We start from the raw sequence: 21,637 nt of genomic DNA, 5'->3' as shown, positions 1-21,637 counted from the left end.
GGGTTAGCTAAACCGGATTGGAGCGGACACCGGCCTTGTGCGGTTAGGCCCCCAAGAGGTATCGGGGGCAGGCTGCAGGCGTATAAGCGTAAAGCCGGGCTATCGGAGCCGATAGTTACCAAACCTTGCTTTTCAAAAAAATAGCAATTAATAAATCCAGATATTGTGTAATATCTTTTTAGGCCGTCAGATCCTATCCGTTCTTTTTACAAACGCTACATTCCGTTTGATGCCTGTATATTTTGTGCGCTTAACAGGTGAATTTTTAAAGATTTTCTTAAACGTATCTTCCGTCAGCTCTTCCCAGTCGGTTAAGTTCAGGATACCGGTATGGGGTAAAAAACGCTCTTCCTGGTGGGGAGACGAAAAACGGTTCCACGGGCAAACGTCCTGGCAGATATCGCAACCAAATATCCAGTTATCCATTTTTCCCTGGAACTCCGCAGGGATCTCATTTTTTAGTTCGATAGTAAGGTAGGATATACAGCGGCTGCCATCGACAACATAAGGTGCAACAATGGCATCGGTAGGACAGGCATCCATGCAGCGGGTGCAGCTTCCGCAATAATCCTTTACCGTCGGATTATCGTACTCCAGCACTATATCCACGATCAGTTCGGCCAGGAAAAAAAATGAGCCTGCCTGTTTGCTGATCAGGTTAGCATTTTTTCCTATCCAGCCAAAACCGGCCTTTTGCGCCCAGGCCCTGTCTAAAACAGGCGCAGAGTCTACAAAAGCCCGGCCATGCACTTCGCCGATCTCTTCCTGTATCGCGGTAAGCAATTGAAACAATTTATCTTTTATGACAAAATGATAATCTTCACCATAGGCGTACTTGGATATTTTCAAATCTGACAGCTGTTGCTCGCCGGGATAATAATTCAGCGCCAGCGAAATAACCGATTTTGCGCCCTCTACCAGTTTCCGCGGATCAAGGCGTTTATCAAAATGGTTTTCCATATAGCTCATTTCGCCATGATAGTCGTTCTTAAGCCAGTTCTCAAGTCGCGGAGCTTCGGTTTCCAGGAAATCAGCCTTGGCAATGCCACAAAAAAAGAAGCCTAATTCGTTGGCTTTTTCTTTAATGAATTTGCTGTGTGCGGAAAGCTGAGACTTCATTTTTAGCTTTTATTTTGATAACAGGCTGTCAGGCAGCATGTTTAAAAATGGTAATGCTTCCCCGTAATTTAATTCATTGTATTCAATACCCAGACGGCGGATATTAGCATAATAAGCGGCATGCTGATCATAATAATATTTTTCGGATTGGATAAACCACGCGTTTTCACCTGATTTTTGGGTAATAAACCATTTTTCCAGCAATCTTGCCATTCTGCCGTTACCATCTTCAAAAGGATGTATTTTTACAAATACCAGATGTAGTAATGAAGCAAAAAACAGCACTTCTTCAAAAGTCAAATCGTTTAAAAGAAGTGTAGATATATCTGTATAAAGTTTTTGCATTTCGGTATTTACCAGTTCCGGAGGAGGGGCTATGTATTCAATTTTTCCATCGTCAGTAGCAACAAACATATTTCCCTGTCTGAATTTTCCCTGTTGCGATTTTTGTAAAATATGCAGGGTAAGCAGGGCATGAGCTTTTGCGAGGGTAGCAGGTGTAAGTTTGTTTTGCTGTGCGAATACATAGGCATTGTACAGATCGTCAATTTTCCGGGTATAATCCGGCCGATACTTTACACCAAACCGCTTATGTTTGATAAAAGAGTCAAGTTCTATGCTCTCTCCTTCAATCTTTGAGGAGAAAACAGCTGATACGGATGTGTAAAAACTGAATGTTTGAATACTTAGTTCGCTATCATGCAGATTTTCAAATGTTTGCCTGGTAGTTTTGCCAACTGTTTCTTTGTACACTTCAAGCAAATCAAGCGGTATAATATGTAAATCAAAACGTTTCACTCAGGTGCAAATATATCCATTTGTTGGTTTAATTGACAGTTGACAGTTGACAACTGACAACTGATAGTTGAGATTGTCCATTATCCATTATCCATTATCCATTGTCCATTGTCCTCTCTTTATTGTCCATATAGCCGATAATTGATACACCGGCTGTATAGAATTGAAGTCAAAATACACACTTCCGCCAATGGCCTGATATCGCAACCGTGAGCATTCTATAATATTTGTTACCGGTTGATAATCAAAAAATTATGATGCAAAAAATATAGTGAATCCCGTTAGCATCTTTACAACTGGCAGGGTTTTGTTATAGTAAATGGCAATTATGGCAACATATTACGAAAGCCGTACCTTAAAATTGAAAATTATGAAAAGTTATTTAATTAAAACTTCATTATTAGCAAGTGGAGTATTTTTATCAACTCAGTTGTTTGCACAGGATGCATCTACCCAAACCATTAAACCTTTTGCTCCGGCCAGTTCTTATCGTACATGGTCGTTAGGCGTACATGGCGGAGTTTTAACACCAAACTTATTTTTCGGTAAAGAAGACTTTAGCGGAGCTAAGGTTGATATTGGTTATGGGGCTTACATTAAAAAGCAAATTAATCACAGTATTGGTATCCGGGCCGATTTCCTTCGCGGTAAGCTCGAAGCTACCAAATCACGCGATGGTGCTTATTCATCGTTTCAAACCGATTTAAACTGGGCCGGTGCATTAAGTGGCGAAGTAAACCTCGCTAACGTAAATTTCATGCACGATAAAAGCGTGATGATCCCTTACATTACTGCCGGTGCCGGTATTCTGGCTTACAATCCGTACCTGGTTGATAACAGCGGAACGAAAACCGAAGTTTATGCAGGCGATAACCAGCATGAGCTGTATTTCCCGATAGGAGCCGGGTTTAAATTCCTGTTATCCAAGGGTATCAATCTTGATTTAGGTTACACCATGAACTTTGCCAATGTGGATAATGTGGATGGTTATAACCTGGGTACTACTAACGACAGGTTTGGTTACGGCCACATCGGTTTGGAATTTGCCCTGGGCAGTTCATCAAAACCACAGTTAGCGGCTCATAATCCCGTTAAGGTAATGTACGATGATTATGTAGCGCAAGACCAGGCTTTACGCGATGAACTGGCTGCCGAAAAAGCCAATACCGCCCAGCAGTTGGCTGATATGAAACAGCAACTGAACGCTGCTTTAGCTGATACCGATGGTGACGGTGTAATAGACAAGCTGGATAAATGTGCCGATACTCCACAGGGAACTAAAGTAGATGGTTCCGGATGTCCGCTGCCGGTACAAACCAACAAGGTAATTATTACCGAGGAAGATCGTAAAGTAGTTCGTGATGCTATCCAGAACCTGGAATTTGATTTCGGAAAATCTACTATTCGTGCCAAATCATATCCTACACTTGATCGCGTAGCTGAATTATTGGTACGTAAAAACTTCAGTCTGAAATTAGCCGGACATACTGATAATGTAGGTAGTGATGCCGCTAACATGAAGCTGTCTAAAGACCGTGCCGAGTCTGTAAAATCATACCTGGTAAGCAAAGGCGCCAATGCTTCACGTATAGAAGCCGTGGGTTATGGCGAAACACAGCCTATTGCTTCAAACGCAACAGCCGAAGGCCGTCAGCAAAACCGCCGTGTAGAATTTACGCTTTACTAAAAGTGTAACCTACATTGCTGAATAAAAAAGCCACTCTGATTAGAGTGGCTTTTTTATGGTATAAACTTGGGATTTGAATTTACATCGCTTCGGAAATTACTTCAGTAACTCCGGGAACCATACGTTTTAACAGGCTTTCAATACCTGCTTTTAAGGTAATGGTTGATGACGGACAGCCGCTGCAGGAACCTCTGAGCTCTACGGTAACTACGCCATTGTCAAATGATTTGTAGTGAATAGCGCCGCCGTCCTGTTCTACCGCCGGGCGAACATAATCATGTAATATCTGCTGTATCTTTACTTCTGTTTCATCGCCTTCAAATTGTGTGGCTTCGGCTTGTTCGTCGGGTTTTATGGCAAGCTCAGATTCAACAGCACCCTTTACAAAGGCTTTCAGTATTTCTTCCACATCATTCCAGTCCGTATCATCTGTTTTGGTAATGGTAACAAAGTTGCTGGCAAAGAACACGCCATTCACAAAACTGAATTTGAACAATTCTGATGCAAAAGGCGACCGTTCAGCACTTTCGCGGGTTGGATAATCTACACTGCCGTTTATTAACAGCTTATTAACCAGGAACTTCATGGTTGCCGGGTTCGGAGTAGATTCGGTATATACATTTATAGTCATTGCCTGAAATTTTAGACTACAAAATTATTAAGAATTTGTCAGTACCGGGTGCTGTCTGCCAGGTTTTACATCACAATGACTGTTATACACCCGTATAATTTGCCGGTGAAATGCGCTTAATTTCTTCCTTAACGCTATCTGATACCTGTAGCGTATCTACAAATTCGGCAATGGTTTGTGCGTTTACCTGCTGATGGGTACGGGTAAGGTCTTTCAGCGTTTCGTACGGATTGGGGTAGCCTTCGCGGCGTAAAATAGTTTGTATCGCTTCGGCTACAACAGCCCAGTTATCTTCCAGATCGCGGTTTATGGCAGCCTCATTCAGCAGCAGCTTGTTCAATCCCCGCAAGGTTGACTTTATCGCAATAAGCGTATACGCCAAAGGTACGCCAATATTTCTTAATACGGTTGAGTCGGTCAGGTCACGCTGTAAACGCGAAACCGGCAGCTTGGCTGCCAGATGCTCAAACATGGCGTTGGCCAGTCCCAGGTTACCTTCAGAGTTCTCAAAATCTATCGGGTTAACCTTATGCGGCATAGCCGATGAGCCTACTTCCCCTGCCTTTATTTTCTGCTTGAAATAGTTCATGGAGATATACGTCCACATGTCGCGGTCTAAATCAAGCAGGATATTATTAATACGTTTCAGCGCATCGCAATGAGCCGCAAAATTATCGTAATGCTCAATCTGCGTGGTGTATTGCGAGCGGTTTAGCTTTAAATTCTTGTTTACAAAGTTGTTCCCGAATATTACCCAGTCTATTTCCGGATAAGCAATATGGTGCGCATTGAAATTGCCGGTTGCACCGCCAAACTTTGCCGAAAACGGGATATGGTTAAGCAGGTTTAGCTGGTTATCCAGCCGCTCAATAAATACCATGATCTCTTTGCCCAGGCGTGTTGGCGAAGCCGGCTGACCATGTGTATGCGCCAGCAAGGGAATACCGGCCCACTCGTTAGCCAGCTTCTGTAAGGCGGCACGAAGCTCATTAATGGCCGGCAGATACGTTTTCTCAATAGCCAGCTTAAACGAATGAGGTATAGCGGTATTGTTAATATCCTGCGATGTCAGCCCGAAGTGAATGAACTCTTTATACTGCGCCAAACCCAGCGCATCAAATTTCTCCTTGATGAAATATTCAACCGCTTTTACATCGTGATTGGTAGTTTTTTCAATACTTTTCACACGTTCTGCATCGTCCTGGTGAAAACGCTCGTAGATCTTCCGTAAGTCGGCGTAACAGCTCTTATCAAAATGGCTTAGCTGTGGTAAAGGCAGCTCGCAAAGTGCAATAAAATACTCAATTTCAATATACACACGGTATTCTATCAATGCCGCTTCAGAAAAATAGGCAGATAACTCCTGTGTAGTATTCCGGTAACGGCCATCAATAGGGGTAATGGCATATAGAGCAGAAACATTCATGGGTTAAAATTTGCGGCAAAGTTACATTTTTTTGCGGTTATCGGCTTACCCGTTATAAACTGTTAGTCCGGAGGGTTTTAGAAAAGCAGGGTTCTGTAATGATGGGTTCCGGTAGTCCGGCTGTACGCTCATACGCCTGCAAGGCCTTAGTCACAGGCCGGTATCCGCTGCCATCCGGTTTAGATAGAGTGGGGCAGTGCTGTACATAGTTTTGAGTTTGATAGTTGGGAGGGCTGACCAAAAAGGGAATAAAAATTACAGCCGTTGCTTGAAAAAGTAGCGGCTGTTTGGTAAATTTAAGTGCGAAAGAAATTTACTATATGGCTAAGATACAAAGTTCAGCACAATTCAAACGTTACCAGCCGTAACAAATTCTATTATTGCCTCCTTCGTTAGGTGAGTTAATCGGGGGACATGATCCTGGTAAGAGTAGTTAACCGGGTAGTGGATTCGCTGGACATCAGCGGTCTGATAAACCAATACAAAGGCGGAGGAACGACAGCTTATCATCCGCGGATGCTGTTGAAGCTACTACTGTATGCTTACAGTGTAAAAATCTATACGGGCGTAAGATAGCTAAATCTTTTCGGCAGGATATTCACTTTATGTGGTTATCGGGCATGAGCCGACCTGATTTCCGAACAATCAATAACTTTCGCAGTTCAAAGGCAAAGGAAGCAATAAAACAGCTATTTCAGCAGATGCTTTTGTTTTTAATGGATCATGGTTACATCAGAATGGAGAACTACTTCTGTGATGGCAGCACGATCTCGGCCGATTATTAAAATTAAAAATACTTTATTTTTCTCTAACCTATTTTTGTTCATTAATCTTCATTTCTAGATATAAAAGAGCAGCACACAGGAAATTTTACCTATATTTTTTTAAAAAATAAATGTCAATCCTAAAAGGGTAATTGCCAATAATGCTTCCAGATATTCTTTACCAACAACTTTTTTGAGTTTTTCTACTGCATTATATATCGTATTATAAGCAGTTTTCACACTAATTCCATTTGAGATGGAAATTTCTTCATAAGAAAGCCCTATATAAAATTTTTGGTATATCATCTGGGCCTGGCTATGGGATAGCCTGTCGATATGTTTTTTGAGCAGCGCCGATATATGTGTTTTTGTATTTTGAACTATAAATTCGGTTTCCACAGATGGAAGGAAAGGCACATCTGATAAATTTAAAGCTTCGAGTTCTTCAGCAATGCTCAAATGCTCTTTTTTAAACAATTTTCTAACAAAGGCCGTTACCAGATAATTGTGGTGGTCTGCAACATTAACCAGTTTTTCTCTCTTTTCAAAGAGGTATAGAAAAAGGTCATTTATACAGTCTTTAACTTTTACAGAATTTACATTTTTACGCAGGCCCAGATAGGTAAAATAGTCATGATAATGGGTATATAATTTATAAAAAGCATCCTCACCCCTTCTTCTACAAAAGCAGTCCAATATCCAGAAAGTTCTTTACCCTTTGCCAATGCTAAAATTAATAATTTTTACTTTAATCAACATCCAAGCCCAATATCAACACTTTATAGAAAACAAATATAACAAACTACCTGTTGTCTTATTAGCATAAATTTTACAGCTGAAATGCTTTATTTTCAGCATCTAAAATATCCAAAAGAAGGGGTAAATCTATTGAAATAATAAATTTAATTATTATTTATGGCTCAAAATAAATTACATATCACTCCTTAAAACATAACCGAATGGTTGGCTTCCACTGGATTTTTGTTTCCACGGAATGAGCTTGAGTTGGCTCGTTTTGATAAACTTTATCCAGATGAATCGGAAGATGTTTCTGATTTTCAAGTTAATTTCGATAAGATTTTCAAAGGAACATTGAAAACTCGGATAATACCCTTAAAAAAAGAGGCAGAGGAAAAGATATTATTCCTTTGAAAATGGTTGCCGGAAAGGGGTCGACAATTCCACAATATATTTTGGACAAAATGAAGAAGAACCAGGATGGAAGATCAAAAGAAAATAGCGGATCATCGGAAAAAGGAACTGAGTAGGATAGCGGATTTCGTTTCAGCCCAATTTTCAGTTAAGAATGTAACCGAACTTGATTTGATCGTTGAATTTGAGCAGATCAACCTCTATATTGACCATTATGAGAATTTCTTTGATAGGATGCTGGTTTTCGATGAAGGAGAATTTCATATTTACCTTAATATCGACCGAAGGAACAGTTTAGATACTACCGGGGGAAGATTTAGTCTGGCTCATGAAATTGCCCACTATTATATAAACGAACATCGTATTGGTTTGCAAAATGGTATTGGAACCACATGGTTCAATTACGGACATCAGTAAGAGCGATCCAATCGAATTAGAAGCAGACTATTTTGCAGGATGCCTATTGATGCCATACAATAAGATCTATTACTTCGATGAAGTCAAAAAAGTGGGCAAATGAAACTGAATTTCATTTGCCCCGTGTGGTGGAGCCGGAGGGATTCGAACCCTCGTCCAAAGGTCTTTTATTATCTAAACCAGCTATTTTGAGCTTTAAAGCGGCTTTTTCGCTTCCGATTTCTGACTCCCAGTCAGTCAGCCGGTCAGCTATTATTTTTTTTAAAGCGCTCATTTATAAAGATTTTTTAGGGCTATCAGCTTCGCTCTATGGCTCTCATCCAGGATATACTTCTCATGTATTTGCCGGTAATGCTTCCTGGCTTTTCTTAACCTGACCTTACTCCATATTAAAACATACAAGCTCCGGATCCATCTCATCCAGAACCAGGCTACAGCTATTAAAACAATTATGCCGGCAATAACAATCATTGTTGTTTAGTATATTCAGCTGTATAGACTGCCTTTTCAGACTCCCATGAAACATTAGTGTCTTCGTATAGGTATACTTCATGTGGTCTCTCAACCTTAAATACAAGACTTGATTTAGTTAGTGTGGTAATCTCAAATTTTGGAAAATCTGAAAATTCAGGGTTAGCAAAGCTGATATATTTCTTACCGTTTTCACTTGTAATGGTGTAAGCTGAATTATCCGTGTTACCACTACCTGAGGTTCCCTGGCAATTAGAACCATCAAATTTTAAATAAGACACATCCTCATCACTCTCACTAATTTTAATCTGGTCATTCTCGTCATAATAATCGACTTTGAATTTTGTTTGCACCCAGGTGCCGATAAGCAGATCTGAAGGACTATCATCTTTATCTTTTTTGCAGGCTGTAGCTGCTACAGCGATAAATGCAATAAGTAAAAATTTTCTCATAGCATGTAAATTTTAAGCTAAATTATAATATCTTTATTAATATACACAACCTTTAACCCGCACGGCTGGCATTTACATTAGGTTGCAGCTCTTCCAGTTGTCTTCTCAAACTCCTTATTTCTTCCTTCAGGGCCTGATTTTCCGCCTTGAGCTCCATTTTGTCATTTTTTAGATTTTCTATAAAATCTCTCTGGGTTTTAATGAGCTCATCCCTGTCTGATCCAGTAGAGCCTGGCGGCTTCTCTAAATCTCCTTCTCCAGTTTCCAACCATCTCCTATTTATATCCGGGAATGTATTTACTATCGCATCTACAATTATAGGCTTTAACTCACCTTTTAGTTTGCCTATGGTACCGTTACCTAAGCCTAATAATCTTTCAGCCTTTCTGAACGAATAGCCTTTGTATTCAATATACTGTATGAGTCTATCAGATTGTGTAGAATTTTCTAAATCCATTTTAAAAATTTATAGGTTGAAAATCAAATAGTTGTGAGATTGTGTAGAAAAATCTATTAATATCAATTTGATATGTAGAATTTTCTACATTATATTTGTTTCAACAAATCAGTTCAACACAAATATAGAGTATCAAATGAAAGTCGAAGCAGATGAGTTAGTTTTTTTCAGGGAGAACGGGCCGCGAAACCTGGCCGCCCTGATTCATGAAACTACCGGAATTAACCGCAGCACCATAAACAATGAGCTAACCAGGATTAAATCAAATTATAATCCCAAAGTTATCGGTGAAGCAAGGCGGATAATTAAAGCCCTTAAAGGTATTGAGTACACATCCAGGGTTACCGCATAGATGCTATACGTAGACTGGATACAGGATGAAGAGGAGATGCCGGTTGAGAAGCCAGCAGCTAAACTGCCTTTACACAAGGATCCGGAATACCTGGCTGCATTAAAAAGAGCATTTATTGAACAGCATAATGCGAGGATAAGAAAACAAAAAGCCGGTAGTTACCAGCTACCGGCCCGGGCCAAAGCCCTTTAAACAAATGTACCTGAATAAAATAATCGATCACAATTATCAATTCAAGCCATGACAAATATGAGTAAAAAATCTCTTATCGACCACGATCTTACCCACTGCTATACCTGTGGTGGCAAGATCAATCCGCACAATTATTACCTGCGGTTCAATCACCGGTTTTGTACAGACTCATGCCGGGACATTTTCGACGAAAAAAACGACTATGGACACATTCCCGAAAGAGAGGAGGTAGAAGATGCTGATTACGAATAACACAGATTACTTCAAGCAGCAGCTTGACCGAATGGTCGATGAGAACAAACAGCACCTGGAAGAGATGATCAGACACACCATCAGGAATATGTTTGATCATGCTACTGTAGACTCAGCCGCTCAATCGTGGATTGAGATAGCTAAAAAGAGAGGGTACGATGATCTTGTGGCTGAGATGGAAGCTGATTTAAAGTTTGAACTTGAAAAGGCAGGATAACATGAGCGATAATCATTACGCACTTCACTACCGGATCAGTACCAGGGGTGAGGAAACAGAAAACAAATTTAAGGTTAGCCAGGCCGATGAAATTAAGGCTGCGGTTATCAAAATAGCAAAGGCCTTTCTGGTATGGATAGCCTTCATTCTGATCGGATTTTTAATCTTCTATTTCGCAACAATATGAACGATGAGGATTGGGACTTCTATCCTCAGGGCAAGCGGCCCGGGGAAGAACGAAACGGAGCAATCTTATCAGCCATGATCATCATTGCATTTGTTCTGCTGATAGCGACAATACTGCTAAATAATTTTTTCACCAAATAAACAAATGTACCATGAGTAAAATTAGAAAACCCGCTGAACTGGAAGTTCAGAAAACACTGAAAGCGTTAATTTATGGCCAGCCTGGTCTTGGTAAGAGTACGCTTGGCCTATCGGCTCCAACACCGCTACATCTTGACTTTGACAGAGGTGTGCACCGTATTAACCCTGCACACCACAAAGATACTTTGCAGGTTGATACGTGGGAAGATGTACAGGAGGTTTTGAAAGATGACCTGTCAGCTTACAAGAGCATTGTGATTGATACGGCCGGAAAGATGTTAGACTTCATGTCTTTATACCTGATAAAGACAGATCCTAAGCTCGGCAAAGCTGACGGCTCACTAACGCTTCAGGGATACGGTGCCAGAAAGATCATGTTCATCAACTTCCTGAAGCAAGTTGAGTTCCTTGGCAAGCATCTTATTTTCATTGCTCATGACAAGGAAGACAAAGATGGTGAGCAAAAGATCATCCGCCCGGAGATTGGTGGATCATCTTCCGGTGACCTGGTTAAAGAACTTGACCTGGTTGGCTATATGGAAGCTAAAGGCCTGAAGAGAACTATCTCATTTAACCCTTGTGAGAAGTTTTACGGTAAGAATACTTGCAACCTACCGAGTACCATCGAGCTACCTGTATTAATTGATTCTACCGGGAATGCACTCCAGGATAAACCAAATGAGCTCCTTACAACCATCATCGTAAGCTATCAGAAATATCTGGAAAGCAGAAAGCAGTTCACTGCTAATTATAATTCCCTGATGGATGTAATCAGGGAGCAGATCGATTCCATTACAGATGCTTCAACAGCAAACGACTTTGTGAAGTGGGTATCAGGTGTTGAGCATGTTTGGGATTCAAAACTTCAGGCAGGCCGTCTTTTCAAGGAAAAGACCAACTCATTAAAATTAGTCTTCAACCCTAAAGAACAGCAATATGAACTTTCAAAACAGCAACCAGTTTCAGCCTAAATATAAGTTTTACGCTACGCTGTTAGATTCGTTTCATTATTATCTGAACAATGAATATAGCACCTTCCAGGAGTTTATTGATAAGATTAACCGGGTGCCTTTTATCAGCGAGAAAGCTGAAAAGGGAACTGCCTTCAACAACTTGGTTGATCTGGTAGCAGCGGGTAAAATTCAGTCATTGTATGACGATGGTTTATTGTCTGAGCGAATCGTCAGAAATAATCAGGTTATCAGATACATACATACGTCAAATGATGGCGGTACCTGGATGTTTGATTTTAAACCAGCGGTTGTGTTTGCATTTGCTGAGGCTTATAAAAATGCTATACCTCAACTTAGAACTGTAGGATATCTGGATACGCCTTTAGGCTTGGTAGAGCTTTATGGTAACCTGGATGAGCTTGAAGGCGATATTGTGACTGATATTAAGACTACGGATAAATATGACTTTCCAAAGTTTCTTCACAATTACCAACATCTGGTTTATCCTTTTACTCTCAACCAGCAAGGTATTCCTGTAACAAAGTTCCGGTATCACATCACTGACTTTAGTAATATCTACGTGGAAGAGTATGTGTATAACCCGGAGCGTGATATTGAGAGATTGAAAAGTCACTGCATGCACCTTATTAATTTTCTGGAAATGCACCGGCATCTTATAACGGATAAGAAGGTGTTTGCTATGGATCAGCAAGAGGAGGCGATCAATGGGTGAGATGGCTGAAGATATAATTGATGGCAGTTGCTGTCAATTATGTGGATGTTATTTTGAACATCCTACAGCTGATGGAATTTACGTCCACGGCTATCCTGCAGTATGCTGGGGGTGTTGGAGCGGCCTTACTAAAGGTGAAAAAGGTTCGTACACAAAGGCAGACGTAAACACATTTTGATGTACAGGCTCATTGAGGATATCTACAGCGTATTTCATAAAGTGCGGCCCTACGGTCTGCGTGGTGAAATGGTTACGGAAATAGCAGACCACGGGCACGTACTTATAGTTGAGAATAAAAAAGGGAACCGGTTTCCGGTTCTCAAAACCAAACTAATAGAAAAATGATAACTAAAATTGAAATTAAGACTATTTGGGGTAGCGTAATTGGTAGCGCAATAACTGGGAACTCCCAGTCATTGGTATAGGTTCGAATCCTGTTCTTGCCACTCATTAAACAAATGTACCATGGATAGAAAAATTAAATCTGGTGACCTGGTCATCGTAAATGGGAACTTCGCCGGGTGTGATTACGGCCTTACCGGTTACGTGTATGAAGAGTATAACCGCGATCAGGAAGATTGGGGCGTAAGTGTATTACTGGAGAACGGCCGTGATCTTGGTGGTTTCAGTTCCGCTGAAGCTACAGGCTTTCTGGAGAAGCTTTGCGATTCAAACCTTGATTACACCTTTCACAGTGTCATTCGGTTAGCTGAAGATTATCGTAACGGTGTATTTACTGAAGCTTTCCGCACCGGCGCTCAGATGCGTATGATTAATGGTAAGATGGATTACTTAAGGCAAAATATATCAAGCGATGACTATAACAAAGCTCGAACTGACGTTGACTGACATCAAGTTGAATTTCAGTAAAAACCTGCAAAATTTCCGTAAAGTGTGGGGGATGAGCCAGGATAGACTTGCTAAACATTTGAATGTAAAGCGGTCAGCGGTCGGCGCCTATGAAGAAGGCCGGGCGCTCCCACGCTTTGACCAGATGCTCAGGATATCTAATAAGCTTGGATTTGATATCGAAACGCTTTTAACAAAAGATGTCTACAAGGAAGGAGGAGGAGCATGAGCGGTTACATCGAACAGCAGGGTAATTACTTTAAAATATACTTCCAGTACAACGCCCGCATAGTTGACCGGGTAAAAGAAATTCCCGGCCGTAGGTTCAATCCATTGGGCAAGTGCTGGGAAGTTCATATCGAAAACAGGATAGCTGTTGAGCGCTTTGCTCATGCAAATAAATTTACATTCGGCAAGCCTCAGGAGGTTGAGCAGGTATTCGAGATACCGCCTATGCCGGATCTTGATATGGATATCCCTTTAAAAATGGAAATGTTTCCATATCAAAAACAGGGCGTGGCCTATAATCTTCAAAAGCGCCGGACAATCCTGGGAGATAAGCCAGGCCTTGGTAAAACTGTTCAGGCCATCGCTACACTGATCGGACTGGAGCAGCAAGGTATTGCCGCCTTCCCTACACTTGTTATTTGCCCGTCAGCGTTAAAAGAAAACTGGCGCCGTGAATGGTCGGTGAAGTGGAGCAATAAAAAAGCGATGGTACTGGAAGATAAAATCCGGACAACCTTTCCGAGATATTGGGAGTACGGCATGGCGGATGTGTTCATCGTAAACTTTGAAAGCCTGAAGAAGTATTTTGTTAAGAGCCTCCCTAAGCGTGAAGCGGATGAAAATGGCCGAAAAAAACGAATAACAATTAAAGATATTGTCTTCCTGGCTGAGAAGATTGGCATGTTTAAATCTGTTATCGTTGATGAAAGCCATAGGTGTAAATCGTTCGCTACACTCACTACCAAGTTTGTCAAGGGTATCTGTACCGGAAAAGATAATATTTTATTGTGTACCGGTACCCCGGTAATGAATAAGCCGGTGGAGCTCGTACCGCAGCTTGGTATTATTGACCAGCTCGGCGCTTTCGGAGGATATAAGGGCTTTATTAACCGGTATTGTGCCGGCATGAATAATGCCAGTAACCTGAAGGAGCTTAATTATAAGCTCAGGCTTAACTGCTTTTACCAGCGTGATAAATCTGAAGTGCTGAAAGATTTGCCGCCAAAAATAAGGCAGATTGTCTACTGTGATATTACCAACCGTAAGGAGTACGACGATGCTGAAGCGGACCTGATGAAGTATCTCCGGCAATATCAGAATGCCGATGATGAGAAGGTTGAGCGGGCGCTACGAGGTGAGATCATGGTAAAGATGGGTATACTGAAGAACATTGCTGCCCGGGGAAAGATGGAGGCCATCTTCGAATATATCGATGACCTTATGGCCAGCGGTGAGAAGCTGATTTTGTTCGGCTACCTAAAAGAGATCATACAGGCTATTAAGCAGCATTACCCGGACTGTGTAACCGTGACCGGCGATGATAATGAAAAACAGAAACAGGCTGCGGTTGACAAGTTTCAGAATGATGATAACTGTAAACTGTTTGTCGGTAATATCATTGCCGCGGGTGTTGGATTAACATTGACAGCTGCCAGTCGTGTGGCCTTTATAGAGCAATGGTGGAACCCGGCTATACATGATCAGGCTGAAGATCGTGCGCACCGCATTGGCCAGAAAGATAGTGTGAGCTGTATCTACTTCCTGGGTAAAGATACTATTGATGAGAAGGTGTATGATATCATCGATAAGAAACGGGGAATGGTCGCTGCGGTTACCGGTAGTGCTGAAGCGGTTGAAGAAAGTGTGATAAGTGACCTTATTAATCTATTCAATCAGAAAGTAGCGTGAAAAAGCACAAGGTAGATTCTGAAATCGTGGTAAAGTTCCTGACTGATATTTATGGTCAGCTTAATGGGATAGATGAGACTATGATGGAAGGCTGGGATAATTACGAGGAACTGGTTAATGGCCAGACGGAATCTATACGTGAACAGATTAAAAGCTTCGAATTGTTAAACCTGGTTCCGGTAAAGCCAATTGCTAAATCCAAGCTTCCGCATTATGCAGAAAAAGCAGACGATTTATATCACAAGGATAACAATGTGGAATATATAGATGAGGTGGTCAATGGTTATATAATGCCGGTAACGTTGAAGCATTGCTGAAGTGCTGGAAATAGAAATTCAAAAGATTAATTAACTACAAATGTTCATAGAAGAAAATAAAGTTGAAGGCATAGGTAACAGCCAGCATTTTAGCAATGAAATGTTACCTGCTGCCATTCCTGTCAGGGTTCAGCGAAAAAGAGTAAAAGGGTGGAAGATTCCTGAAAATACTGTTTATGTTGGTCGTGGAAGCAGATGGGGAAACCCTTTTAGAGTTATCCAATATTCGGATAAAAAATGGGCAATAAAAACAGATGGCAGCGATAAATGTAGTGAGATACTTACTAAACACTGCCATGCTGTGTATGACACCAAACAGGAAGCAGTTATTGATGCAATTAAATGCTATGGCTTTTGGTTATTACCGTACAGCCATAAAGAGGGTTCAATGATGGACTTTTATCAATCAATGGTCGTTATGGATGATGCTTTACTGTCTCTAAAAGGGAAGCATTTGGCTTGTTGGTGTGGACTTGATGAACAATGTCATGCAGACTTGTTATTGAAGTTGGTCAACGGGTAGCAGGTACGTTTTCGGGCTTGGCGAAGTGCCACCAACTCCGAACCTAAATTTCAACGGCACAAACTATCTGGTGGCATTTCCGCCAAACCCGTGTTATCGGATAGTTTTATTTTTTGTGGGTTGGCAATAAACAAATTTCAAAATGAACACTGTAAACAAATCAAACGGAGAATTACCAGCTTTTGCCTGTGTGTCTGAAACATATCAGCAAGACGGATTGACAAAAAGAGAACACTTAACTGCGTTGGCTATGCAAGCCTTAGCATCTAACCCCGATTGGGTAAAAACAATGAGAACACCTGATGATTGGGATGAATACAAAGAAAGGCTTGCAAGTGCTGCGGTTGAGTTGGCTGATGCTGTTCTATGTGCGTTGGAAAAAAAATGAATTTCCGATAACGAGCCGAGTGTTGGCGATGGGCGGACAATAACGCACCAAAGCCGATAGAAGCACAAAAGCTCAATAAAACAACAAAAGTAAAATAGTATTAATTCAGCCCGCCTATTGCCAACACTTTGTTATGTGTAGTGGCGGGTATAAAAAGGAAACATTATGAGTAAAGTAGAACATACAACGATTAGAAACAATTCTCTTTTTTGTTTGAATTGCGGTGGCAATCATCCTCTAAATATGCCTGTTGCTATTAACGAGATGACTAAAAAAATTGATGCTTTCAATGTGTTGCACAAAGACTGTGCAAAAACGTGGACAGAACCAAAAGCCGACCAAAGCAAATCAGTGACAGAAAAAGCAATGTGGTGGATTGGTAACGGACACGTAGGAATGAGTTCAAAAACAATGTGGAATTATTTTATAGGGAATAAAGATTTCCCAATAAACCATCCCTACGACCCTGATGACTTTTCGAGATGTTGGGAACTTTTAGAAGCTGTACCTGAATGGAAAGAACGTGTCCCCGAATTAGCAACATTGTCAAAAGAATGGAAAGCATTATCTGAAAATTGGGAGAAACTTACACAAATGTATGAGCAAAACAAAAAAGAGAATTGGGTTAATTCAAAGAAAGTAGGTATGTACGAATTTATGCAAAATTTGTTAGGTTACGGTTCGTAGCCATTACACATAACGTTCCGATTATTGCCGCAGTGGCGGTTTAAATAGTACAAAATTTCAACTTAAAAACAAATGTATATGAACAGCACAAATGACCAATTAAGCACTTCACCCGCCATTGACGGCAATAATATGTTGGCGGTTGCCCTTACTTCTCCCGCTTTGAAATGGCAGTCAGATAGGGGTGGTAGATTTGATTACCCTGCAAACTTTCGGGGTAGAGTTCCGCTAAAAGTGAAAGTTGCAAAAAATGTAACTCCCGACCTGATGGAGTTTAAAAAGGAATTAGGTATTAAAGACGATACAATTTGCTTGAAAGACAATGAGTATTATGTATGGGTAAATTCATACGGTGCGGTGTCTGCCATTTTACCCAATGGTGAAAAACTTGGTTTGTTGCCGTCCGAGTTTGATGTTACCGAGTGGCATCCATAGGTTTACCGCCAACGGTCGGGTATTGGCGATGCCCGCACTTAGAAACTTTAAATTATAAACAAGCTGTCCAGCGGGTATTGCCAATGCCTTGTTAGCAGCAGTAACGGATTAAAAATGGAACAGTCAAAACAAGAGAAAGAAATTTATGAGTTAGCAGAACTTTTGATGCAGTCTAAAAACATAGAAGCAAGTGTAATTATCCTTCGTGATTTTGCTGAAAAGTGTTATCAAGAAGGGGCAATTGATGCTCAAGAAGATGCAGCGGAAGAAATACGTGAACACTATGTCGAAGGTGGTCGGTAGTTATTGCTGCTAACGTTGGAGCAGCTTTACGCTGTGCCAACTTTGTAAACTAAAATTATTATTAACAGCCGTCCACTGGCATAGCGTAAAACTGCTTGTTATATGCAGTGGCGGTTACAAAACTTAAAGAAATATGGCAAAAAGAAAATATACCCGATGGGGTGAAGAAGCAAAAAGATATGAATGCACGAAGAAAAAGTGTAAATGGCAGGGAAGAGATGAGGAAAAAGCTCATAAACGTATTAATGAGTATCAAACCGACCACGTATGCCCTAAATGTGGAAACAATGAATTTCATGGACTACTCGAATAGCCATTGCATATAACGTGGTAGCAGCTTTGTGTCTGTTACTGAATTTGAAAAACTAAAGTTTAAATACTTACCAATGGCAAATAGAAAAAAGAAAGTTGAAGATAGTTCCAATAGCAGTAATAGCACAAAACTGCCTGTTATGCGCTGTGGCGATTGTTTATTTGCTGAAGGCGGCAAAACAGTTAAGTTTAAAAACGGAAAAACTAATGAACTGTACGACTGCACATTGAAAAGCCGAAATGGCAATATAGTACTACTTGATTCTGATATTAGACAACCTGTTTGGCACAATTCAAGAGCATGCCAACATTTTGAAATAATGTCAAAAACGTTAAAAAAACGAGCCGATTTGGACAAAGAAAAATATCATTTTGCATGCGATGGTCATTTTGAGATTTTACCATAGCGCCTAACGTCTTAGCAGCTTTGCGTTCGTTGCCGAACCAAAGCGATAAACTTTAATTTATAAACAAAATAATATTATGAGTACAGAACTTGAAAATAAACCGTTAGACGGCAATGACGCAAAACTGCCTGTTAGGCGTAGTGTTACTATCACTATGTCCTTAGAAGTAGCTGAAACGTTGCACAGCTTTATTGATGGTGGGATTGGCGTATCGGATAGTGATGACTTTAATGCTGAAATGATACCGTTGAGAGATAAGTTAGACCGTGACCGAAGGGAGGCCAAGCTGAATGCCAGGCTTAAAGAGTTGGAGGGGTAAGCTATGAATTATGAGGAGTTGTCAGCGCAAAACAAACGGCTGTTTGAAGAGCTGGAGCAATGTACTGAAATGATCAAGTACTATGCTGACAAAAAGAATGCGTTGCAGCTCCTCATCGATTTAAATCTTGATAAGCTGGAAATTTTAATTAAAAAACATGAATCGCAGAATTTGGACTCCGGAGGAACGGCAAGAGCTTAGGCGGTTATTCCCTGATACATATACCGCTGAGATATGTAAGCTGTTGAACTGCAGCTATTGCTCTGTCAGTAATCAGGCTTATTTAATGGGACTCGAAAAGTCTGAAGATTTTAAGGCCATGGAGAAAAAGAAACAGGGAGAAAGGTTAGCAGCATCAGGACTTAGATATCGTATCAAGCCTGGAACTCCCCCCCCCAATAAAGGTAAGAAGCAAATGGAAAGTAAGCTGTCAGATATCATTCTTGGTAGGCCTATAGGACGTAAATCATCCAAAACTAAATTGACAGGACAAGAGAAAAAAATTCAAGACCTGTTGGATAAAAATGTTTCCTACAGTGCTATTGGCAGGATACTGGGTGTACATCGATTAACTGTTTCCACATTCGCTAAGGAGAGACTATAATGGCAAGACCGGTAAAACAAGGGTTAGATTACTTCTCATTTGATGTGGACTTCTACGATAATCGGAAGGTCCGGAAAATAATGAGATCCTGCGGACCAGTGTCTGGTACGGTATTATCCTGCCTGATGTGTAATATATACCGGTACAAGGGTTATTATATTCTATTTGATGATGACTTGGCCTTTGATATTTCGGATGTTACCGGCACTCCGGAAGAGGATGTTAATGATATCATTAACAAAGCTATCGAGGTGAATTTTTTCAACCAGGAATTGTATGAAAAGTACGGGATATTAACATCAGATGAGATTCAAAAAAGGTTCAAACAAGGTTCGGCGAAGCGTACAGATGTTCAATTTGATCAGCGTTTTTTAATTTCTTCCGTCAATAACTCTGTTTCTTCCGTCAATAACTCGATTAATGACACCGGAAGTACACAAAGTAAAGTAAAGGAAAGTAAAGTAAATACCCCTATATCCCCAGATACCGGAGCTGAGGCTCCTGATATTGATTTTGAAATTAAAAATGATGAAAACACAGAGACGGTTACGGATGAAAGTGACACGCCTGAAGTAGTCGTTAAATCAATCAATATCCCGTTTGAGGACTTTTGGGATGCTTACAAGAAAAAAGTTGGTAATGTCGTTAAGCTACGGAAGAAGTGGGAGAAACTTTCCAACCGTGACCGTGTGCTGATCATGGAACATATTCCGAAATATATCGCTTCTCAGCCTGAAAAACAGTACCGTAAGAATCCGGAAACCTATCTGAATAACCAGGCCTGGCTTGATGAGATTATTGCCAAGGAGCCAAATCAAAATCAAACAGGCAGCTCATTCCCTGATTACTGGTCATCGGATTATGAGAAGAAACTGGATGTTAAGCAGCTTCAATCCTATTGGGCTCATCTCCGGTCATTGGGTTTGTACCCGGTTAAAGACAGATTTCAGAATACTATTAAATGGGAAAAACGATGAAGTGGACGCATACTAAATTATTCAACCTGGTACTGTATTTTGAGCCTCTTACTATCCAGGAGCTGGCGTTAAAGCTCGGCTGCACTGATAGTGCCGTTCGTCGGAGGGCCCGCGATCTTGGACTTAAAAAATCAGCTTCCGCATTAGCTCTTTTACGGCTTCGGAATGATGGCACGTTCAAGCCCGGCCAGATACCAGTTAATGCTTTACGTGATAAGAAGGTCACCATCAGGAACGATAAAGGACGCCTTGAAAAATGGATACGCCTTTCAGCTGGAGAATGGGAACCGTTGAAGCTCTATCTCTGGAGAAGTGTCGGAAAGGATATCCCTGAAGGTTATTGTCTGTCTTACAAGGATGGTGATTCGCTTAACTGTGTATTATCAAATCTGGAGCTTATTACCCGGGCTGAAAACCTGAAGCGAAATAAAAAGCATCAACAAACCTATCAATCGACAAAGGCTAAACGGAAAGATGCTGAACGTAAGCGTAAGGAGATTCTGAAGGAGCAAAAAAAGAAACAGGCCGCAGCTGAACGCGAACGGAAACGACTGGAAGAACAACTCCGGAAGGAATCTCTAAAGGAAGTTAAGCCGGTTACATTCAAGCCAGTGGACCTGAGTAATAAGATACCGCTGCGTATCGATGCTAAGACAGTTGTTTACATCCGTCCTGGTCAGGATCCGGAAAAAGTGAAATTAAAATATCAACGATGAGTAAAGCCAGGTTCACAGAGAAAGATCTTCATAATCTCGGATTCATTGAATGCGAGCCCGGACATTTTTGCCCGTCTGGCCGTGTTCCTGGAATTTCCAGTACTGAGCGAAAAGTTTCCAAAACTGTCAGGAAAAGGCCCAAAACTGTTACCAAAATTTCCAAAAACGTAACAAAGGTTGACCTTTTCGTACGCCTGGTTGAACAGGAGCTCGGCATCATCCTGGTACCGGAATATGAATTTCATCCGGAAAGACACTGGCGTTTTGATTATGCGGATCCTGACCGCAAAATAGCGATAGAGCAAGAGGGCGGTATCTGGCGTAAAGGAGGCGGCGCTCATTCAAGGCCTAAAAACATACTCCGGGATATGGATAAATACACTCAGGCTGCTTTGCTTGGGTGGAAGGTTATTCGGCGAACACCTAATCAACTTGCCACAACTGAAACATTACAATTAATTAAACAAGCGATACAATAAGTCA

The 21,637-nt window shown here is 41.0% G+C and carries 38 protein-coding genes and 1 tRNA gene; 32 read left to right on the top strand and 7 right to left on the bottom strand.

The window, feature by feature from the left end:
* Positions 1-186: 186 nt before the first annotated feature.
* Both queG and FW774_RS06120 read right to left on the bottom strand, forming a co-directional pair.
* Positions 187-1,119, bottom strand: coding sequence for a tRNA epoxyqueuosine(34) reductase QueG (queG, locus tag FW774_RS06125; protein WP_149347296.1), 933 nt, complete (start codon positions 1,117-1,119; stop codon positions 187-189).
* 9 nt (positions 1,120-1,128) lie between these two features.
* Entirely contained in the window at positions 1,129-1,917 is a 789-nt protein-coding gene (locus tag FW774_RS06120; protein ID WP_149347295.1) for a Fic family protein, read from the bottom strand.
* 370 nt (positions 1,918-2,287) lie between these two features.
* Between FW774_RS06120 and FW774_RS06115 the strand changes: the two genes are divergently transcribed.
* Complete coding sequence (locus FW774_RS06115; RefSeq protein WP_149347294.1) at positions 2,288-3,604, top strand: OmpA family protein; 1,317 nt, start codon at positions 2,288-2,290, stop codon at positions 3,602-3,604.
* A 79-nt stretch (positions 3,605-3,683) separates the two neighbouring features.
* Here FW774_RS06115 and FW774_RS06110 read toward each other — a convergent pair whose 3' ends face one another.
* A complete protein-coding gene (locus tag FW774_RS06110; protein ID WP_149347293.1) occupies positions 3,684-4,235 on the bottom strand; it encodes a NifU family protein in 552 nt (183 codons plus the stop codon).
* A gap of 82 nt (positions 4,236-4,317) precedes the next feature.
* Entirely contained in the window at positions 4,318-5,661 is a 1,344-nt protein-coding gene (gene purB, locus FW774_RS06105) for an adenylosuccinate lyase (protein WP_149347292.1), read from the bottom strand.
* A gap of 414 nt (positions 5,662-6,075) precedes the next feature.
* Between purB and FW774_RS20635 the strand changes: the two genes are divergently transcribed.
* Both FW774_RS20635 and FW774_RS20855 read left to right on the top strand, forming a co-directional pair.
* Complete coding sequence (locus FW774_RS20635; RefSeq protein ID WP_242457751.1) at positions 6,076-6,237, top strand: hypothetical protein; 162 nt, start codon at positions 6,076-6,078, stop codon at positions 6,235-6,237.
* A gap of 29 nt (positions 6,238-6,266) precedes the next feature.
* A complete protein-coding gene (locus FW774_RS20855; protein WP_410522727.1) occupies positions 6,267-6,446 on the top strand; it encodes a hypothetical protein in 180 nt (59 codons plus the stop codon).
* Between the two features lie 99 nt (positions 6,447-6,545).
* Here the strand turns inward: FW774_RS20855 and FW774_RS06095 are convergent, their stop codons facing one another.
* Entirely contained in the window at positions 6,546-7,121 is a 576-nt protein-coding gene (locus FW774_RS06095; RefSeq protein ID WP_149347291.1) for an RNA polymerase sigma factor, read from the bottom strand.
* Positions 7,122-7,643: 522 nt separating this feature from the next.
* On the opposite strand from FW774_RS06095, the gene FW774_RS06090 reads away from it, so the two are divergent.
* Both FW774_RS06090 and FW774_RS06085 read left to right on the top strand, forming a co-directional pair.
* Complete coding sequence (locus tag FW774_RS06090) at positions 7,644-7,994, top strand: hypothetical protein (protein WP_149347290.1); 351 nt, start codon at positions 7,644-7,646, stop codon at positions 7,992-7,994.
* 77 nt (positions 7,995-8,071) lie between these two features.
* Positions 8,072-8,371 (top strand): hypothetical protein, encoded by a 300-nt coding sequence (locus FW774_RS06085; RefSeq protein WP_149347289.1) that lies wholly within the window; start codon positions 8,072-8,074, stop codon positions 8,369-8,371.
* Positions 8,372-8,461: 90 nt separating this feature from the next.
* Here FW774_RS06085 and FW774_RS06080 read toward each other — a convergent pair whose 3' ends face one another.
* Together FW774_RS06080 and FW774_RS06075 are read right to left on the bottom strand one after the other, a co-directional pair.
* Positions 8,462-8,917: a hypothetical protein gene (locus tag FW774_RS06080; RefSeq protein WP_149347288.1), complete on the bottom strand. Its 456-nt coding sequence runs from the start codon at positions 8,915-8,917 to the stop codon at positions 8,462-8,464.
* 52 nt (positions 8,918-8,969) lie between these two features.
* Positions 8,970-9,374: a hypothetical protein gene (locus tag FW774_RS06075; RefSeq protein ID WP_149347287.1), complete on the bottom strand. Its 405-nt coding sequence runs from the start codon at positions 9,372-9,374 to the stop codon at positions 8,970-8,972.
* Positions 9,375-9,510: 136 nt separating this feature from the next.
* Here FW774_RS06075 and FW774_RS06070 point away from each other — a divergent pair, with 136 nt between their 5' ends.
* From FW774_RS06070 to FW774_RS05945, 27 genes are all read left to right on the top strand, one after another.
* Complete coding sequence (locus FW774_RS06070; protein ID WP_149347286.1) at positions 9,511-9,726, top strand: hypothetical protein; 216 nt, start codon at positions 9,511-9,513, stop codon at positions 9,724-9,726.
* Positions 9,727-9,918 (top strand): hypothetical protein, encoded by a 192-nt coding sequence (locus tag FW774_RS06065; protein ID WP_149347285.1) that lies wholly within the window; start codon positions 9,727-9,729, stop codon positions 9,916-9,918. It abuts the gene before it with no gap.
* 57 nt (positions 9,919-9,975) lie between these two features.
* Positions 9,976-10,170: a hypothetical protein gene (locus FW774_RS06060; protein ID WP_149347284.1), complete on the top strand. Its 195-nt coding sequence runs from the start codon at positions 9,976-9,978 to the stop codon at positions 10,168-10,170.
* Positions 10,154-10,387 carry a hypothetical protein gene (locus tag FW774_RS06055; RefSeq protein WP_149347283.1) on the top strand — a complete coding sequence of 78 codons (234 nt, stop codon included), beginning with the start codon at positions 10,154-10,156 and terminating at the stop codon, positions 10,385-10,387. Before FW774_RS06060 ends, FW774_RS06055 begins: the two co-directional genes overlap by 17 nt.
* Before the next feature lies 1 nt (position 10,388).
* Complete coding sequence (locus tag FW774_RS06050; protein ID WP_149347282.1) at positions 10,389-10,574, top strand: hypothetical protein; 186 nt, start codon at positions 10,389-10,391, stop codon at positions 10,572-10,574.
* Complete coding sequence (locus tag FW774_RS20370) at positions 10,571-10,714, top strand: hypothetical protein (RefSeq protein ID WP_187774829.1); 144 nt, start codon at positions 10,571-10,573, stop codon at positions 10,712-10,714. Before FW774_RS06050 ends, FW774_RS20370 begins: the two co-directional genes overlap by 4 nt.
* A gap of 11 nt (positions 10,715-10,725) precedes the next feature.
* The gene (locus tag FW774_RS06045) at positions 10,726-11,685 is read left to right on the top strand and encodes an ATP-binding protein (RefSeq protein WP_149347281.1); all 960 of its coding nucleotides are present in this window, start codon (positions 10,726-10,728) and stop codon (positions 11,683-11,685) included.
* Positions 11,651-12,400 carry an HNH endonuclease gene (locus FW774_RS06040; protein ID WP_149347280.1) on the top strand — a complete coding sequence of 250 codons (750 nt, stop codon included), beginning with the start codon at positions 11,651-11,653 and terminating at the stop codon, positions 12,398-12,400. The genes FW774_RS06045 and FW774_RS06040 overlap by 35 nt, the downstream gene beginning before the upstream one ends.
* Before the next feature lie 177 nt (positions 12,401-12,577).
* Positions 12,578-12,745 (top strand): hypothetical protein, encoded by a 168-nt coding sequence (locus tag FW774_RS20365; RefSeq protein WP_187774828.1) that lies wholly within the window; start codon positions 12,578-12,580, stop codon positions 12,743-12,745.
* A 28-nt stretch (positions 12,746-12,773) separates the two neighbouring features.
* Positions 12,774-12,846 (top strand) — tRNA-OTHER (locus FW774_RS06030).
* A gap of 19 nt (positions 12,847-12,865) precedes the next feature.
* Complete coding sequence (locus FW774_RS06025; RefSeq protein WP_149347278.1) at positions 12,866-13,249, top strand: hypothetical protein; 384 nt, start codon at positions 12,866-12,868, stop codon at positions 13,247-13,249.
* Positions 13,242-13,478, top strand: a complete 237-nt coding sequence (locus FW774_RS06020; protein WP_187774827.1) for a helix-turn-helix domain-containing protein — start codon at positions 13,242-13,244, stop codon at positions 13,476-13,478. The genes FW774_RS06025 and FW774_RS06020 overlap by 8 nt, the downstream gene beginning before the upstream one ends.
* Positions 13,475-15,166 (top strand): DEAD/DEAH box helicase, encoded by a 1,692-nt coding sequence (locus FW774_RS06015; protein ID WP_149347276.1) that lies wholly within the window; start codon positions 13,475-13,477, stop codon positions 15,164-15,166. The genes FW774_RS06020 and FW774_RS06015 overlap by 4 nt, the downstream gene beginning before the upstream one ends.
* Entirely contained in the window at positions 15,163-15,483 is a 321-nt protein-coding gene (locus FW774_RS06010) for a hypothetical protein (protein WP_149347275.1), read from the top strand. Before FW774_RS06015 ends, FW774_RS06010 begins: the two co-directional genes overlap by 4 nt.
* A gap of 40 nt (positions 15,484-15,523) precedes the next feature.
* A complete protein-coding gene (locus FW774_RS06005) occupies positions 15,524-16,006 on the top strand; it encodes a DUF4326 domain-containing protein (protein WP_197739812.1) in 483 nt (160 codons plus the stop codon).
* A gap of 142 nt (positions 16,007-16,148) precedes the next feature.
* Positions 16,149-16,394: a hypothetical protein gene (locus FW774_RS06000; protein WP_149347274.1), complete on the top strand. Its 246-nt coding sequence runs from the start codon at positions 16,149-16,151 to the stop codon at positions 16,392-16,394.
* 165 nt (positions 16,395-16,559) lie between these two features.
* Positions 16,560-17,081, top strand: a complete 522-nt coding sequence (locus tag FW774_RS05995; protein WP_149347273.1) for a hypothetical protein — start codon at positions 16,560-16,562, stop codon at positions 17,079-17,081.
* A gap of 78 nt (positions 17,082-17,159) precedes the next feature.
* The gene (locus FW774_RS05990; RefSeq protein ID WP_149347272.1) at positions 17,160-17,516 is read left to right on the top strand and encodes a hypothetical protein; all 357 of its coding nucleotides are present in this window, start codon (positions 17,160-17,162) and stop codon (positions 17,514-17,516) included.
* A 114-nt stretch (positions 17,517-17,630) separates the two neighbouring features.
* Positions 17,631-17,819 carry a hypothetical protein gene (locus tag FW774_RS05985; RefSeq protein WP_149347271.1) on the top strand — a complete coding sequence of 63 codons (189 nt, stop codon included), beginning with the start codon at positions 17,631-17,633 and terminating at the stop codon, positions 17,817-17,819.
* 133 nt (positions 17,820-17,952) lie between these two features.
* Complete coding sequence (locus FW774_RS05980; RefSeq protein ID WP_149347270.1) at positions 17,953-18,132, top strand: hypothetical protein; 180 nt, start codon at positions 17,953-17,955, stop codon at positions 18,130-18,132.
* Positions 18,133-18,205: 73 nt separating this feature from the next.
* Positions 18,206-18,538 carry a hypothetical protein gene (locus FW774_RS05975; RefSeq protein WP_149347269.1) on the top strand — a complete coding sequence of 111 codons (333 nt, stop codon included), beginning with the start codon at positions 18,206-18,208 and terminating at the stop codon, positions 18,536-18,538.
* A 76-nt stretch (positions 18,539-18,614) separates the two neighbouring features.
* Positions 18,615-18,857 (top strand): hypothetical protein, encoded by a 243-nt coding sequence (locus FW774_RS05970; RefSeq protein WP_149347268.1) that lies wholly within the window; start codon positions 18,615-18,617, stop codon positions 18,855-18,857.
* A gap of 3 nt (positions 18,858-18,860) precedes the next feature.
* Positions 18,861-19,058, top strand: a complete 198-nt coding sequence (locus FW774_RS05965) for a hypothetical protein (protein WP_149347267.1) — start codon at positions 18,861-18,863, stop codon at positions 19,056-19,058.
* A gap of 85 nt (positions 19,059-19,143) precedes the next feature.
* On the top strand, positions 19,144-19,461 hold the full coding sequence (locus tag FW774_RS20505; protein WP_197739811.1) for a hypothetical protein: 318 nt from the start codon (positions 19,144-19,146) through the stop codon (positions 19,459-19,461).
* On the top strand, positions 19,461-20,438 hold the full coding sequence (locus FW774_RS05955) for a DUF4373 domain-containing protein (RefSeq protein WP_149347266.1): 978 nt from the start codon (positions 19,461-19,463) through the stop codon (positions 20,436-20,438). Before FW774_RS20505 ends, FW774_RS05955 begins: the two co-directional genes overlap by 1 nt.
* Entirely contained in the window at positions 20,435-21,154 is a 720-nt protein-coding gene (locus tag FW774_RS05950; protein ID WP_197739810.1) for an HNH endonuclease, read from the top strand. The genes FW774_RS05955 and FW774_RS05950 overlap by 4 nt, the downstream gene beginning before the upstream one ends.
* Positions 21,151-21,633: a hypothetical protein gene (locus tag FW774_RS05945; RefSeq protein WP_149347264.1), complete on the top strand. Its 483-nt coding sequence runs from the start codon at positions 21,151-21,153 to the stop codon at positions 21,631-21,633. The genes FW774_RS05950 and FW774_RS05945 overlap by 4 nt, the downstream gene beginning before the upstream one ends.
* The last annotated feature ends 4 nt before the right edge of the window (positions 21,634-21,637 follow it).

This window comes from Pedobacter sp. BS3, from assembly GCF_008274585.1.
In the GTDB taxonomy this organism is placed as follows: Bacteria; Bacteroidota; Bacteroidia; order Sphingobacteriales; family Sphingobacteriaceae; genus Hufsiella_A.
The sequence above is the reverse complement of the archived record's forward strand: the minus strand, read 5'-3'. Positions and strand labels throughout refer to the sequence as shown.